15 protein-coding genes are annotated in these 14,888 nt (G+C 73.0%); 9 read left to right on the forward strand and 6 right to left on the reverse strand.

All coding sequences use genetic code 11. The features are described from left to right. Positions 1-3: 3 nt before the first annotated feature. The gene (locus tag ACIQGZ_RS04375; protein ID WP_402599274.1) at positions 4-1,197 is read right to left on the reverse strand and encodes a damage-control phosphatase ARMT1 family protein; all 1,194 of its coding nucleotides are present in this window, start codon (positions 1,195-1,197) and stop codon (positions 4-6) included. A 142-nt stretch (positions 1,198-1,339) separates the two neighbouring features. Here ACIQGZ_RS04375 and lpdA point away from each other — a divergent pair, with 142 nt between their 5' ends. After that, complete coding sequence (gene lpdA, locus ACIQGZ_RS04380; protein ID WP_402599275.1) at positions 1,340-2,740, forward strand: dihydrolipoyl dehydrogenase; 1,401 nt, start codon at positions 1,340-1,342, stop codon at positions 2,738-2,740. 296 nt (positions 2,741-3,036) lie between these two features. Next, positions 3,037-3,240: a cold-shock protein gene (locus ACIQGZ_RS04385; RefSeq protein WP_402599276.1), complete on the forward strand. Its 204-nt coding sequence runs from the start codon at positions 3,037-3,039 to the stop codon at positions 3,238-3,240. An 87-nt stretch (positions 3,241-3,327) separates the two neighbouring features. On the opposite strand, the gene ACIQGZ_RS04390 is transcribed toward ACIQGZ_RS04385, so the two are convergent. Next, the gene (locus ACIQGZ_RS04390; protein ID WP_402599278.1) at positions 3,328-4,266 is read right to left on the reverse strand and encodes a VOC family protein; all 939 of its coding nucleotides are present in this window, start codon (positions 4,264-4,266) and stop codon (positions 3,328-3,330) included. A gap of 287 nt (positions 4,267-4,553) precedes the next feature. Here ACIQGZ_RS04390 and ACIQGZ_RS04395 point away from each other — a divergent pair, with 287 nt between their 5' ends. The 3 genes from ACIQGZ_RS04395 (at position 4,554) to ACIQGZ_RS04405 (ending at position 7,105) form a co-directional block, all read left to right on the forward strand. After that, on the forward strand, positions 4,554-4,985 hold the full coding sequence (locus ACIQGZ_RS04395) for a hypothetical protein (RefSeq protein WP_402599280.1): 432 nt from the start codon (positions 4,554-4,556) through the stop codon (positions 4,983-4,985). 444 nt (positions 4,986-5,429) lie between these two features. Continuing rightward, entirely contained in the window at positions 5,430-6,677 is a 1,248-nt protein-coding gene (locus ACIQGZ_RS04400) for an MFS transporter (RefSeq protein WP_402599281.1), read from the forward strand. A gap of 134 nt (positions 6,678-6,811) precedes the next feature. After that, on the forward strand, positions 6,812-7,105 hold the full coding sequence (locus ACIQGZ_RS04405; protein WP_402599283.1) for an acylphosphatase: 294 nt from the start codon (positions 6,812-6,814) through the stop codon (positions 7,103-7,105). A 33-nt stretch (positions 7,106-7,138) separates the two neighbouring features. Here the strand turns inward: ACIQGZ_RS04405 and ACIQGZ_RS04410 are convergent, their stop codons facing one another. After that, positions 7,139-7,999 (reverse strand): Fpg/Nei family DNA glycosylase, encoded by an 861-nt coding sequence (locus ACIQGZ_RS04410; RefSeq protein WP_402599284.1) that lies wholly within the window; start codon positions 7,997-7,999, stop codon positions 7,139-7,141. 113 nt (positions 8,000-8,112) lie between these two features. Between ACIQGZ_RS04410 and ACIQGZ_RS04415 the strand changes: the two genes are divergently transcribed. Further along, on the forward strand, positions 8,113-8,424 hold the full coding sequence (locus ACIQGZ_RS04415) for a dsRBD fold-containing protein (RefSeq protein WP_402599285.1): 312 nt from the start codon (positions 8,113-8,115) through the stop codon (positions 8,422-8,424). A 56-nt stretch (positions 8,425-8,480) separates the two neighbouring features. Here the strand turns inward: ACIQGZ_RS04415 and ACIQGZ_RS04420 are convergent, their stop codons facing one another. The 3 genes from ACIQGZ_RS04420 to ACIQGZ_RS04430 all read right to left on the reverse strand — a co-directional run bounded on the left by ACIQGZ_RS04420 (position 8,481) and on the right by ACIQGZ_RS04430 (position 12,254). Further along, positions 8,481-9,647: a thiolase family protein gene (locus ACIQGZ_RS04420; RefSeq protein WP_402599286.1), complete on the reverse strand. Its 1,167-nt coding sequence runs from the start codon at positions 9,645-9,647 to the stop codon at positions 8,481-8,483. Further along, entirely contained in the window at positions 9,640-10,938 is a 1,299-nt protein-coding gene (locus tag ACIQGZ_RS04425) for a CaiB/BaiF CoA transferase family protein (RefSeq protein WP_402599287.1), read from the reverse strand. Before ACIQGZ_RS04425 ends, ACIQGZ_RS04420 begins: the two co-directional genes overlap by 8 nt. 158 nt (positions 10,939-11,096) lie before the next feature. Then, positions 11,097-12,254, reverse strand: coding sequence for an acyl-CoA dehydrogenase family protein (locus ACIQGZ_RS04430; RefSeq protein ID WP_402599289.1), 1,158 nt, complete (start codon positions 12,252-12,254; stop codon positions 11,097-11,099). A gap of 139 nt (positions 12,255-12,393) precedes the next feature. On the opposite strand from ACIQGZ_RS04430, the gene ACIQGZ_RS04435 reads away from it, so the two are divergent. The 3 genes from ACIQGZ_RS04435 to ACIQGZ_RS04445 all read left to right on the forward strand — a co-directional run bounded on the left by ACIQGZ_RS04435 (position 12,394) and on the right by ACIQGZ_RS04445 (position 14,888). Then, a complete protein-coding gene (locus ACIQGZ_RS04435; protein ID WP_402599291.1) occupies positions 12,394-13,020 on the forward strand; it encodes a TetR family transcriptional regulator in 627 nt (208 codons plus the stop codon). Between the two features lie 105 nt (positions 13,021-13,125). Next, positions 13,126-13,596 carry a universal stress protein gene (locus ACIQGZ_RS04440; RefSeq protein WP_402599292.1) on the forward strand — a complete coding sequence of 157 codons (471 nt, stop codon included), beginning with the start codon at positions 13,126-13,128 and terminating at the stop codon, positions 13,594-13,596. A gap of 158 nt (positions 13,597-13,754) precedes the next feature. Further along, a complete protein-coding gene (locus ACIQGZ_RS04445) occupies positions 13,755-14,888 on the forward strand; it encodes a lipid II:glycine glycyltransferase FemX (RefSeq protein ID WP_402599293.1) in 1,134 nt (377 codons plus the stop codon).

Below are 14,888 nucleotides of genomic sequence, written 5' to 3' on the forward strand. Positions count from 1 at the left end.
CCGTCACCCCAGTGCCCCGCCGAGCTGGATGACGGCATGGGCGCCGCTGGTGCGCCAGCCCGGTTCCGCCGCGTCGAGCCGGGCCGCCACCGCCGGATCGACCCCCACCGCGACCTCGGACTTCAGGGTGCGCAGCGCCGCCACCGCCCCCGGGAACCAGCCGGTGAGCGCGGCGAACGGGGTGTCGACCGGCCAGTGCCGGTCACCGACCAGCCGCCGGTAGTTGAGGTCGCCCTTGACCACCGTCAGCGCCGCCGAGCCCAACGCGGCCCGCAGGTCGTCCGGCATCGCCTCGAACGGCAGCGGCGCAGAGAAGAAGGGATGCGTACCGATCCGCAGCGTGCCGTCGGCCAGCGCCCGCCACAGCCGCCCGCCGATCCGCCCGGCCGCCCCCGGGGCGTCCCGCAGCCGCCGCACGGCGGCGACGGCGTCGGCGGTGGTCGCGTCGGAGACGTAGTACGGACAGGGCTTGACGTGCAGGTCGGCCGCCGTGACCCGGCCGGTGTGCAGCAGCCGGTCGATCAGGACCAGGTCGGGCAGCAGCTCCCGCCCGGCGTTGTCCGCGACCAGGGCCAGCCTGCCCGGTGGCCGCTGCTCCAGCGCGGCAAGCAGCAGCGCGCTGTCGTCGCCGAGCAGCGGACTCCCCGCGTCGGCCCCGGCGTCGGCGGCCGGCCCGGCGGTGAGCCGGAAGCCCAGGTCGGCGCGGTTGCCCCAGAGCGAGGAGAGCAGCAGGGCGCGGTCCTGCCGCTCGTCCGGCAGCGTCGCCAGCTCGTCCAGGGCGGCCAGCTCGGCGTCCACCGCCGGTCCGGCCAGCTCGGCGGCCTTGACCGGCCCGAACGGGTCGACGCCCTGCCACGGCCCGGGGCCGAACCAGCCGACGGCGGACAGCAGCCGCCGGTAGAAGTAGCTCTCCGCCCAGAGGAACGGCGCCTCCGTCCAGCGCCGCCCGTACTGCTCCCCACCGCCCCAGGCCACCCAGCGCGTGGCGTCCCGGGCGCCCTCCTCCAGTGGCTCGATCACGCCGCTGGTGGACTCGGTGAGCAGCCGCTCCAGCTCCCGCCGCTGCGCGGGCCCGTACGGGAGGCCGTCCGCGACCTGGCGCAGCAGCAGCGGGTGCCGCTCGTGGAAGACCCGCCAGGGGAATGAGCCGGGGGTGCCGCCGGTGATCACGGGCGCCGCCTGCTGCCGGGACCGCACGGGCCCACCACCTCTTCCTCTTCCGCCGCCGCCGGGCCGATCGCCGCCGGGCCGTACCCCATCCTGCCGCCCGTCGGCGGCGATGGCCGACGTTCACCGACTCCGGCGGCATGGTGGCCGCCGTCGGCCTATCGTGCTTCCCATGAGTGGACACTTTGACGTCGTAGTTCTCGGTGCCGGCCCCGGCGGGTACACCGCCGCCGTCCGGAGCGCGCAGCTCGGACTCAGCGTGGCCGTGGTCGAGGAGCGGTACTGGGGCGGGGTCTGCCTCAACGTCGGCTGCATCCCGTCCAAGGCGCTGCTGCGCAACGCCGAGCTGGCGCACATCTTCACGCAGGAGGCCAAGACCTTCGGCATCCGGGTGGACGGGCAGGTCAGCTTTGACTACGGCGAGGCGTTCGCCCGCAGCCGCCGGGTGGCCGAGGGCCGGGTCAAGGGCGTGCACTACCTGATGAAGAAGAACGGCATCCCGGAGTACCACGGCACCGGGCGCTTCACCGACGCCCACACCATGACGGTGACCGGCGCGGACGGCGAGGTGCAGACCCTCACCTTCGACCACTGCATTCTGGCCACCGGCGCCTCCACCCGGCTGCTGCCGGGCACCTCGCTGAGCGAGCGGGTGGTGACGTACGAGGAGCAGATCCTCAGCGACCGGCTGCCCGGCAGCATCGTGATCGCCGGTGCGGGGGCCATCGGCGTGGAGTTCGCCTATGTGCTGCACAACTACGGGGTGCAGGTGACGCTGGTCGAGTTCCTGGACCGGGTGGTGCCGCTGGAGGACGCCGAGGTCTCCGCCGAGCTGGCCAAGCGCTACCGCAAGCTGGGGATCAATGTGCTCACCTCCACCCGGGTCGAGTCGATCGACGACTCCGGGGACCGGGTGCTGGTCCATGTGTCGACCGGTGGCCAGCGGCAGACGCTGGAGGCGGACAAGGTGCTCCAGGCCATCGGTTTCCAGCCACGGGTCACCGGCTACGGCCTGGAGAACACCGGGGTGGCGCTGAACGAGCGCGGCGCCGTCGAGGTGGACGCCCGGTGCCGGACGAGTGTGCCGCACATCTTCGCCATCGGTGACGTCACCGCGAAGCTGATGCTGGCGCACGCCGCCGAGGCGATGGCGATGGTGGCGGCCGAGACCATCGCGGACGCCGAGACGATGGAGCTGGACTATGTGATGATCCCGCGCGCCACCTACTGCCAGCCGCAGGTCGCCAGCTTCGGCTGGACGGAGGCGCAGGCCCGGGAGCGCGGCTTCGACGTGCGGGTGCAGAAGTTCCCGTTCACGGCGAACGGCAAGGCGCACGGGCTGGGTGACCCGGTGGGCTTCGTCAAGATCATCAGCGATGGGCGGCACGGCGAGCTGCTGGGCGCCCACCTGATCGGGCCCGAGGTGACCGAGCTGCTGCCCGAGCTCACCCTCGCCCAGCAGTGGGACCTGACCGTCCACGAGGTGGCCCGCAACGTCCATGCCCACCCGACGCTCGGGGAGGCCGTCAAGGAGGCCGTCCACGGGCTGGCCGGGCACATGATCAACATGTGACGGCAGCGGCTTGCGGCGGCCGGGGCGGCGGGCACACCGCCGCCGTCCCGGCCGCCGGTCGGCACCGGTCGGCACGGCGCGCCGGAAAAAGTGTTCCTCCCACTGACGTGCCGACCGTGCTAAGGTCGTTATCAGTTGCAGTTGTGGTTCCCATGAACTTGTGTGTGCGCCTGCTGGTTGTGACCAACGGGCGCACTTTTGTTTTTTCCGGTGCGTCTTTCCGGTGGGGAAATCATCGCGGCGACACGGGACCCGTAAGGTGCGGGCCCCGGCACTGCACCCTGAAGGAGAGAAAAATGGCTACTGGCACCGTGAAGTGGTTCAACGGCGAAAAGGGCTTCGGCTTCATCGAGCAGGACGGCGGCGGCGCCGACGTTTTCGCTCACTACTCGAACATCAACGCCCAGGGCTTCCGTGAGCTCCAGGAGGGCCAGAAGGTCCAGTTCGACGTCACGCAGGGCCAGAAGGGCCCGCAGGCGGAGAACATCACCCTCATCTGACCCGATGAGCTCCGGCCGCATGGCCGTGCAGCAGCGGGCCCCGTACGCGAGTACGGGGCCCGCTGCCGTTTTTCCGGCCCGGCCCCGTCAGACCGGTGGGGCGACGAAAACGCCGCGATCCACGTCGTTGAAGGACTCCCTGGCGACCAGCTCGTCCATCGGATTGGCGGTGCCCCACTGGTCGGTGACCTCGGGCTGGGAGAAGTCGTAGACGTGCGGGTGCCAGGCGTCCTCGTCCAACTGCTCCAGCTCGGTGGTGTACTCCACCGTGTTGCCGTGCGGGTCGAGGAAGTACGAGAAGGTGTTGTCGCCCGCCAGATGGCGGCCGGGGCCCCAGATCTTCCGCACCCCGGCCCGCAGCAGGCGGCCGGTGCCCCGCAGGTACTCGTCGATGCCGCGCAGCTCGAAGGAGATGTGGTGCAGCGAGGTGTGCGGGCCCTTGGCGAGCGCCAGGCTGTGGTGCTGCGGGTTGATCCGCATGAAGTGCATCACATCGCCCAGGTGCGGTGAGCTGAGGGTGTCGGAGAGCGCGAAGTCCAGGTGCTGCTGGTACCAGGCGCGGGTGCGGTCCAGGTCGGCGGAGTTCAGCACCACATGGGAGAGGCGGACCGGTACGGACTCCTTCTCCGCCACCTTGCGGTGCCGCCGCGCGGCGACGTCGGCCGAGACCTCCACGGTGCGGCCGTCCACGTCGAAGAACCGGAATCCGTAGCCGCCGCCCGGGGTGTCCAGGGTGCCCGGCCGGGTGATCAGCCGCACCCCGGCGGCGAGCAGCCGCTCGGCCAGGGCGTCCACGTCGGCCGGGTCGGCGGCGCCGAAGGCGACCAGGTCCAGGCGCTTCTCCTCGGCCCGGCGCAGCCGTACGACGTACTGCTCCGGGGAGCCCTCGGCGGCCAGGAAGGAGATGCCGGAGTCCTCGGCGACCCGGGTCAGGCCCCAGACGCCGGCGTAGAAGTCGAGCTGCCGGTCGTAGTCGGGCACGGCCAGATCGACATGGCGCAGATGGGTCAGCAGGCGGGGTGGCATGGGGCGTGGCTCCTTCTGCGGAACGGGCTGGGCTGGTCGGGCGGGCTGGGCCGATGGGCTGCTCGAACGGGCGAGCGGACCCAGCAGTATCGGCTGGGCTCCGGCGGCGTCCACCGGATGCGGCAGGACGGCCGGAACGTGTCCCGGCGGCCGCAACCGGACACCGGCTGTCGGGCCGAGCGGACCGGGGCCGGCCTCGCGACGCGGCGGGTGCGTGGGACGCCCGGGTCGGTGACACCGCCCTCCGGCACAGCGCCGTCGCGCAGCAGCCGACCCCGCTGAGCGCCGTGCTGCTCACCCGCGCCGGGACCGCCTGCGACCTGCTGGAGCGCCCGTCCACCAGCCGGCCGCACTTCGATCCGCAGCGCGAGCAGCGGGAGTTCACCCTGTCGCCGTCCGACTACGCGGTGGCGGTCTTCGGCGCGGCGCCGGCTCGCGCGATCCACGCCGAGGCACCCGGCGTACGGTTGACTTTCCGCCAGGTCGGGCCGGGGAGCGTGGACGGCAGCGGCGGTACGCTCGGCGCCGTCGACGGGCTGCTGATGACGTACGGGGTGATCAGCGGATTCGCCGCCGTGGAGCTCCACCGGGACCGCTGGCTCCGCCTGCCGGCCGACGACCGTCCCGAGCTGGACGGCGCCCCCACCCTGGACGACCGGGCCGACTGCCCTGGGCGGTCCGCCAGCGGCCGTACGGCGCGCCGGCGGCCCGGCGGCTGAGCCTGCCGGGGCTGGAACCGCAGGTCGAGGTGTCGGCGGAGAGCTTCCCACCGCTGCCGGCGCTGGTGGCCGGAACGCATAGGGTCGCGCTCATCCGGGAGCGGCCAGCCCGCCAACGGCGGCGCCGCTGCGGACGCCGCCCTGCCCGTTCGAGGCCGTACCGGTGCAGGAGGCCAGGTGGTGGCACCCGGCGCACGGCCAGGACGCCGCGCACCGCTGGCTGCGGGAGATCGCGGCGCGGGTCGGCGGGGCGATGTGCCATCCATCGGATGAATGATCACCATTTAGGGAATCGATCAAAAACGGTCTATGCGGCGTGCAACTCCGGCCAGCATGATGATCAAAGTTGTGGCAGTGCCGCCACGGCAACCCCGTCGCACCCGCCACCGCCTCGATCCGCGCTGGGGCGACGCCCCTGCCCGCGCCCAGCCGGAGACGACGACCATGACCGCATCCGCCCCCCAGACGGGCACCCGTGTGCCACCGCCCGCCGCCGCGCCCGATCCGGCCGAGGACCGCGCCGCGGGCCCGCTCCAGGCCGTCCTGCTGATGGTGGGCAGCTGCCTGCCCATCCTCGGCGCGGTGCTCATCGCCCCCGTACTGCCCCGGATGCAGGACCACTTCGAGAACGTCTCGGGCGCCGACGCGCTGGTACCGATGGCGCTGACCATCCCGGCCCTCTCGCTGGCGATCCTGGCCCCCTTCGCCGGGACCGTCGCCGACCGCTTCGGCCGCAAGCAGCTGCTGATCGGCGCCACCCTGGTCTACGCCGTCTTCGGCACCGCGCCGCTCTGGCTCGACTCGCTCGGCGCCATCGTGGCCAGCCGCGCCCTGGTCGGCGTGGCCGAGGCCGCCATCATGACCTGCTGCACCACCCTGATCGGCGACTACTACTCCGGCGCGGCCCGGGACCGCTACCTGGCCCTGCAGACCATGTGCTCCGCCGTCTCGGCCACCCTCTTCTTCGCGCTCGGCGGCGCGCTGGGCTCCGGCGGCTGGCGCGCCCCCTTCTGGGCGTACGGCGTCAGCCTGCTGATCGCCCCGCTGATGGCCCATGCGCTGCGCAGGCCGCCGCAGGCCGCCGACCAGTCGGACGCCTCCGACCCGGCCGCCGGGGAGCGGGCGCCCTTCCCGTGGCGGCGGCTGGCCTGGCCGTGCGTGCTCACCTTCTTCGGCGCGGGCGTCTTCTACACCGTCCCGGTGGAGATGTCCTACCTGCTGGACGACCTGAACGTCACCGCCACCAGCGCCATCGGCCTGGCCACCGCCATCGCCAGCGCCTCCACCGTGGCCGGCGCGGTCACCTTCAGCCGACTGGCCGCCGGGCGGCCGGAGAAGCTGCTGCCCGGCGTCTTCGGGCTGTGCGCCGTCGGCTTCGGCATCATGGCCTTCGCGGGCAACACCCCGCTGCTGGTGATCGGCGCGGTGGTCAACTGCTTCGGTACCGGCATGCTGCTGCCCACCCTGCTGACCCGCACCATGGCGCTGCTGAAGTTCGCCGACCGGGGGCGCGGCACCGGCATGTGGAACTCCGCCTTCTTCCTCGGTGAGTTCCTCTGCCCGCTGGTGCTGCTCGGCGCCAAGGCCGGGATCGGCTCCCTGGCACACGCCGTCGGCGTGCTCGGTGCGGTCACCGCCGTCGTCGCCCTCGGCATGCAGCTGCGGCGCGGCCGTACCGCGCAGTCGGCCTGACACCTCCTCACGGCCGCCCGGTGACCTGGTCGCCGGGCGGCCGCGCCATGTCCGCCGGTGCGGCTCGGCCGGGCGGCTCCCGGGCGGTGGCATACTCCGCGCCGTCGGGGTTACCCGAGCGGCTGGAGGTGGCGATGATCAACGACCAGGTGATCCGCAGACAGGTGATCGTGCACGGCACCGTCCAGGGGGTGTGCTACCGGGACAGTTGCCGGTCGCGGGCGGCCGGGCTGGGCGTGGCCGGCTGGGTGCGCAACCTGCCGGACGGTACCGTCCAGGCCGTTTTCGAGGGCCCCGCCGACGCCGTCCGGCAGCTGGTCGCCTGGGCCCGGCAGGGGCCGCCCGCCGCCGCCGTCGACCGGGTCGAGGTCCGCGACCAGCCGCCGGAGGGGCTGATCGGCTTCGCCGTACTGCCGACGCCGCGCTGAGCCGATGCCCCGGCGCACTCCAGCAGGTGGGGGTCACTTCAGCAGGCGCGACAGCCGGCGGTCGGCCAGCACCCGGCCCCGGGTCTGGCAGGTCGGGCAGTACTGGAGCGAGGACTCCGCGAAGACCACCTGCCGGACGGTGTCGCCGCACACCGGGCACGGCTCACCCGCCCGGCCGTGCACCCGCAGCCCCGCCTTCTTCTCCGCCTTCAGCTCCCCGGCGGCCAGACCGCGCGCCCGCTCCACGGCGTCGTGCAGCACGGTGCGCAGCGCCGCGTACAGCCGGTCCGACTGCTCCTCGTCCAGGCTGGACGCCAGCGCGTACGGGGAGAGCCGGGCGGTGTGCAGCACCTCGTCGGAGTACGCGTTGCCGACCCCGGCGAGCAGCGACTGATCGGTGAGCAGGCCCTTGAGCCGGACGCTGCGGCCGGCGGTGACGGCGGCCAGGTCGGCCCGGGAGAAGCCCTCGGCCAGCGGGTCGGGGCCCAGCCGGGCGATCCCGGGGACCTGCGCCGGGTCCGGTACGACATAGGCGGCCAGCCGCTTGGTGGTGCCCTGCTCGGTCACCTGCCAGCCGGAGCCGTCGTCCAGCAGCAGCCGCAGCGCCAGCGGGCCCCGGCCCGGCTTCGGCGGGGTGGCCGGCAGCGAATCGCTCCAGCGGACCCAGCCCGCCCTGGCCAGGTGCAGCACCAGGTGCAGGCCGTCCGCGTCCAGGTCCAGGAACTTGCCGTGCCTGGTCACGGCGGTGACCCTACGGCCGTGCAGTGCGGACGGCGGCGGGTCGAAGGTCTTCAGCGCCTGGAAGGCGACCACCTCCAGCCGCTGCACGGTACGGCCCACCGTCCGCTCGCCGAGGTGGTCGGCCAGGGCCTGCACTTCGGGTGATTCCGGCATGTCTCCCATGATGCACCGGCGGCCGATGCACCGGCGGCCGATGGGGAGGGTGGTGGGGACGCCGGTCGCGGGGGCACTCTGGGAGGGGGCCTATCTGTGCGGAGGTGATCGCGATGGCGACCCAGACGGAGTCCAGGACCCAGACCCAGACCCAGACTCGGACGCTGGCCGGATGGCACATCGAGTTGGAGTTCAGCGAGCGGGGCGGCCGGACCAAGGCGGCCGCGCTGCTGCGGCTGCGGGACGGCAACGAGGTGCGGGCGCACGGACACGCCACCCGCCACCCCGACGACCCCACCCAGCAGCGGGTCGGTGAGGAGGTCGCCGCCGCCCGTGCGCTGGACGACCTGGCCCGCCAGCTGCTGGCCAAGGCGGGCGGCGAGATCGAGGAGACCACCCACCGCCACGCCTATCTGGCCATGTGACCGGTGACGCTATGTGACCGGCATCGGCGGGTGACGGGGCGGCCCGCTCCCGCAGGTCAGAGCAGTTCGAGGATGGTGGCGTTGGCCATGCCGCCGCCCTCGCACATGGTCTGGAGCCCGTAGCGGATGCCCTCCTCGCGCATGTGGTGCAGCAGTGTGGTCATCAGGCGGGCACCGGAACCGCCCAGCGGGTGGCCGAGGGCGATGGCGCCGCCGTTCGGGTTGAGCAGGGCCGGGTCGGCGCCGGTCTCCCGCAGCCAGGCCAGGGTGACCGAGGCGAATGCCTCGTTGACCTCGAAGGCGCCGATGTCGCCCAGGGCGAGACCGGACCGCTTGAGCACCTTGGCGGTGGCCGGGATCGGACCCTTCAGCATGGTGATCGGATCGGCGCCGACCACGGTCGCGGTGTGCACCCGGGCGAGCGGGGACCAGCCGTGCCGGGCGGCGATCTCGCCGGCGGTGACCAGCAGCGCGGCCGAGCCGTCGGAGATCTGCGAGGCATTGCCCGCCGAGACCACGCCGTCGGCCTGGAACGGCGTCTTCAGGGCCGCCAGCTTCTCCGGGGTGGAGCCGCGCCGCACCCCCTCGTCGGTGTCGAACAGCCGCTGCCCGCCGTCCGGTCCGGTGACGGGGACCGGGGTGGTCTGCCCCTGGAACCGGCCCTCGTCGATGGCGCGGGCCGCCTTGGCGTGCGAGGCCAACGCGTACTCGTCCAGCTCGGCGCGGGTCAGGCCGTACTCGGCGGCGATCAGCTCCGCGCCGACGCCCTGGTTGAACTCGAAGCCGTCGTAGCGGGCTCGGGCCAGCGGCCCGTACGGGTCGCCGAAGGCGCCGCCGGCCCAGGAGGAGCCCATCGGCACCCGGGTCATCGACTCCACGCCGCCGGCCACCGCGATGTCGTACTGCCCGGCGATCACCCCGGCGGCGGCCTGGTGCACCGCCTGCTGGGACGAGCCGCACTGCCGGTCGACGGTCACCGCCGGCACCTCCTCCGGCCAGCCCGCCGCCAGCACCGCGTAGCGGCCGATGCAGGCGGTCTGCTCGCCGATCTGGGTGACGCAGCCCCAGACCACGTCGTCCACCAGCGCCGGGTCCAGGTCGTTGCGCGCGGCCAGCGCGGTGAGGACATGGGCGGAGAGGTCGGCCGGGTGCACCCCGGCCAGCGCGCCGCCACGGCGGCCGACGGGGGTGCGTACGGCATCGACGATGACTGCGTCACGCATGGCGGTGGTCTCCTCGGGGATCGGGCCGGCCGGAACGGGTTTCCGGGCGGGTTTCGGGGTTGGGTTCGGGGTTGGGTTCGGGGCCGGTTTCGGGGCAGCCGGGCTCGGTGGGGCCGTCGGGGCCGTCGGGGCCGTCGGGGTCAGGATGCCCGGGGTGGACGGCGATGACGCCGCGTGCGGCCAGGCGGTCGATCTCGGCACCGGTCAGCCCGGCCGCCGCCAGCACGGCACGGGTGTCGGCGCCCGGCTGCGGCGCGGCGGGCGGCTCGGCGGCCGGGGTGCCGGAGAAACGGGGGGCCGGGGCCGGGCGGACCGGGCCGCCGCCGGTCAGCTGGGTGCGGCGGGCCGCGTTGTGCGGATGCCCCGGCGCCTCGGTGAGCGACAGCACCGGGGTGACACACGCCTCGGTGGACGCGAAGTGCGCCGCCCACTCCTCCCGCGTACGGGTGGCGAAGACCGCCGCCAGCCGCTTCCGCTGGTCCGGCCAGCGCTCCGGGTCGTACTGCGCCGCGAGGTCGGCGTCACCCGCCAGCCCCAGGCCGTCCAGCAGCGCCCGGTGGAAGCGCGGCTCGATGGCGCCCACCGCGACATGCCGGCCGTCGGCGCAGCGGTAGGTGGTGTAGAAGGGCGCGGCACCGGTGAACAGGCTGCTGCCGCGCTGCTCGCTCCACAGGCCCTGGCCCAGCAGGCCGTACGCCATGGCGAGCAGCAGGGCGCTGCCGTCGGTCATGGCGGCGTCCACCACCTGGCCCCGGCCGTCGGCGCGGGCCCGCAGGACCCCGCTGACCAGGCCGAGCGCCAGCAGCATGCCGCCGCCGCCGAAGTCACCGACCAGGTTGAGCGGCACCACCGGGTCGCCGCCGGCCGGGCCGATGGCGTGCAGCGCCCCGGTGAGCGCGATGTAGTTGATGTCATGGCCGACGGTGCCGGCCAGCGGCCCGTCCTGCCCCCAGCCGGTCATCCGCCCGTACACCAGGCGGGGATTGCGGGCCAGGCACGCGGCCGGGCCGAGGCCCAGCCGCTCCGCGACACCGGGCCGGAAGCCCTCGATCAGGGCGTCGGCGGTATCGATGACGCGCAGCACGGCGGCGGCGCCCTCGGGGTCCTTGAGGTCGGCCGCCAGGGAGCGGCGGCCGCGCAGCAGCACCGAGTGGCCGGGCGGGGCGGGCTCCTGCGGCCGGTCGACCCGGACCACCTCGGCGCCCAGGTCGGCCAGCAGCATCCCGGCGAACGGGCCGGGGCCGATGCCGCCCAGCTCCACCACCCGGACCCCGGTGAGCGGGCCGGCCATGCTCAGCGCCCCGTCCGGTGCGGGCCGCCCGGCCGCTGCCGGGTGCGGGCGGCGGGGGCGGTGCTGACGGCCGGGGACGGGCCGGCCGGGGGTGGGCCGGTCGGGCTGCCGCCGAGTCGCATGGTGCTCCCCTCCGGGGTCCTCGGGTCCGGCGGCCCTTACAGGCCGAGGGACTTGGCGATGACGGTCTTCATGACCTCGCTGGTGCCGCCGTAGATCCGGGTGACCCGGGCGTCGGTGTACAGCCGGGCTATCGGGTACTCCAGGATGTAGCCGTAGCCGCCGTGCAGCTGGAGGCACTTGTCGATCACCCGGCCGGACACCTCCGTGCAGAACAGCTTCAGCTTGGCGGCGTCGGCCGGGGTCAGCTCGCCGGTCTCGTGCAGCTCCAGCGCGCGGTCCACCATCGACTCTGCGGCCTCCACCTCGGCGGCGCACTCCGCGAGCACGAACTTGGTGTTCTGGAACTCGGCCACCGTGCGGCCGAAGACCTGGCGGTCCTTGACGTAGCGCACGGCGAAGCCGACCGCGGCGGCGGCGGAGGCGTAGCCGCCCACCGCGATGGCCAGCCGCTCCTGGACCAGGTTGTGGGTGAGGTACGAGAAGGCCCGGCCCTCTTCGCCGAGCAGGTTCTCCACCGGCACCCGGACGTCGCTGAAGGACAGCTCGGCGGTGTCCGAACTGCGCAGGCCGATCTTCTCCAGCTTGCGGCCGACCGTGTAGCCGGGGGAGGCCGTGTCCACGCAGAGGATCGACAGGCCGGCCCGGCGGTCCTCCGGGGTGGCCGGGGAGGTGCGGCAGACCACCAGCATCAGATCGGCCTGGACGCCGCCGGTGATGAAGGTCTTGGCGCCGTTGAGGACGTAGTGGGTGCCGTCCGCCGAGAGCCGGGCGGTGGTGGCGATGCCCGCCAGGTCGGAGCCGGTGCCGGGCTCGGTCATGGCGATGGCGGTCATCAGGTCGCCGGAGACGAAGCCGGGCAGCCAGCGCTTCTTCTGCTCCTCGCCGGCGTACTCCAGCAGATACGGCAGCACCAGGCCGGTGTGCACGCCCGCGCTGCCGAAGCTCACCCCGGCGCGCATGGTCTCCTCGGTGACCACGGCCTGGTACTTGAAGCCGCCCATCCCGGCGCCGCCGTACTCCTCGGGCACCTCGATGCCGAAGATGCCCAGCTCACCGAGCTTGCGGTAGAAGTCGCGCGGTGCGTGCCCGGCCTGCTCCCACTCGGCGTGGACCGGCACGACCTCCTTGGCGACGAAGTCACGGACGGTCGCCCGGAAGGTCTCGTGGTCCTCGGTGTAGACGGTGCGGCGCACGACAGGGTCCCTTCTGGGCGGTCGATGGGCGAACGCTTGTTAAGTTAATCGCCAGTAGCAGCACTGTCCAGGGCGCTTCTCGGCCGCTGACGGCTAGAATGCCGAACGCTCGATCAGTGCCGGGACGTGGGTGACGTGGATGGGAACTGACGTGGACGGGGAGACCGCGCGGCCCCCGGGCCACCGCGCCCTGCTGGAGGCGGCCCGGCAGGAGTTCGCCGAGCATGGCTACGGCGGCACCTCGATCCGCGACATCGCCCAGCGGGCCGGGGTCAGCCTCTCCGCGCTCTACCACTACTACGGCGGCAAGCAGGAACTGCTGTACACGATCCTGGACGAGGGCATGGACCGGTTCCGCCGGGCCTGCGACACCGCCCTGGCGGCCACCGGCGACGATCCGGGCGAGCGGTTGGAGGCGCTGGTCGAGGCCACCGTCCGGTTCCGGGCCGGGCAGCGCGACCGCAGCAGCGTCGAGCTGACGGAGGACCGCAGCCTCAACGAGGAGCAGCGGGCCGCCTTCCGCCGCCGCCAGGCCGCCGCCAGCCGGATGTTCCAGCAGGTCGTCGACGACGGCTGCGCCCGGGGTGTCTTCCGTACCCCGCACCCGGCGGATGCCCGCCGCGCGGTGCTGGCCATGTGCAATGCCGTCTCCCAGTGGTACCGCCCCGAGGGCGAGCTCACGGTGGACGATCTGGTCGAGCGGTATGTCTCGCTCGCCCTCACGCTGGTGGAGTACCGCCCGCGCCGCGCCCGCCACGTCGGCTGACCCGGTCGGCGGTTCGGCGGGTTGGCGTGGGTCCGGCGATGGTGCTCTCTGATCGGAACTGACCGCTGTGGACTGGATTTGGCCGGGTCCGGATAGGCTCGGGCCGTGACGGAGGAAGCACCGCAGCGGCAGGGATTCGAGTACGGCGTCGACGGCCCGAAGAAGATCGTGGCCGGGGTGGACGGCTCGGACTCCTCGTGGCGGGCCGCCGCCTACGCGGCCGGGCTCGCCCGCAGGCAGGGCGCCCTGCTGGTGCTGGTCTATGTGCAGCCGGTGATGGCGGCCGGCTCCTCGGGCATGGGCGGCAGCCTGCTGGAGGCCGGGCAGCAGGTCGCGGAGGAACTGCTCCAGTACATCCGGCTGTCGGTGAAGCGCTTCGGTGACCATGAGCACATCCGCTGGGAGTTCCACACCTTCCCCGGTGACCCCTACACCGGACTGGTGACCACCGCCGACCGGCTGCGGGCCGATGCGGTGGTCGTCGGGGCGTCCGAGCACGCCGGGCACCGCATCGTCGGCTCGGTCGCGGTGCGGCTGGTGAAGGCCGGACGCTGGCCGGTCACCGTGGTGCCCTGACCCCGGGGAGCACCCGGTCCCTCCGCGGGCGGGCCGCCCGTCCGGCCGAGGGCCGATCCGGCGGGGTGCGGTGTCAGCCCGCAGACCTAGGGGGCGCGCCGTGGCGGCAGGTAGGCTCAACCTCGATCACCAATCGCCGCACGAGGAGCTCGCGATCCATGAGCCTGCGCCTGAGCACCATCAGCCGTGAGGAGCACCTGGCCTTCATCAACGGCCTGCCCTCCGCCAGCCACATGCAGGTTCCGGCGTGGGGCGGCGTGAAGGCCGAGTGGCGTCCGGAGAGCCTCGGCTGGTTCGACGAGCAGGACCGGCTGGTCGGTGTCGGGCTGGTCCTCTACCGCCAGTTGCCGAAGCTCAAGCGCTTCCTGGCCTATCTGCCCGAGGGCCCGGTGATCAACTGGTTCGACCCGGACCTGGAGCGCTGGCTTCAGCCGATGCTGGCCCACCTGAAGGCCAAGGGCGCCTTCTCGGTGAAGATGGGCCCGCCGGTGATCATCCGCCGCTGGAACGCGGAGTCCATCAAGCAGGCCATTGCCGGCAAGACCGCCAAGCGGCTGCGGGACATCGAGGCCGACGTCTACGAGCCGCGCGCCTTCGAGGTGGTCGACCGGCTGCGTCGGATGGGCTGGCTGCAGAGCGAGGACGAGGAGGGCGGCGGCTTCTCCGCCGGCCAGCCGCGCTATGTGTTCCAGGTCCCGATGGAGGGCCGCACCACGGACGACGTGCTCAAGGGCATGAACCAGCAGTGGCGCCGCAACATCAAGAAGAGCGAGAAGGCCGGGGTGCAGGTCTTCCAGGGCCGCTTCGAGGACCTGCCGATCTTCCACGAGCTGTACAAGCACACCGGTGAGCGCGACCACTTCATCCCCCGCCCGCTGTCGTACTTCCAGGGCATGTGGAAGGCGCTCAACTCCGAGACGCCGGACACCATGCGGCTCTACCTGGCCGCCCACGACGGCGAGGTGCTGGCCGCCACCACCATGCTGCGCAACGGCAACCACATCTGGTACTCCTACGGCGCCTCGGCCAGCCACAAGCGTGAGGTGCAGCCGAGCAACGCGGTGCAGTGGCAGATGATGCGCGACGCCCATGCGCTGGGTGCGCGCGTCTACGACCTGCGGGGCATCAGCGACACCCTCGACGAGAACAACCACCTCTTCGGCCTGATCCGCTTCAAGGTCGGCACCGGCGGCCAGGCCGCCGAGTACCTGGGGGAGTGGGACTTCCCGCTGAGCAAGATGCTCCAGAAGGCGTTCGACATGTATATGACGAGTCGCGCAGTGGCCCGCTGA

Source organism: Streptomyces sp. NPDC092296 (assembly GCF_044755465.1).
Taxonomy (GTDB): Bacteria; Actinomycetota; Actinomycetes; order Streptomycetales; family Streptomycetaceae; genus Peterkaempfera.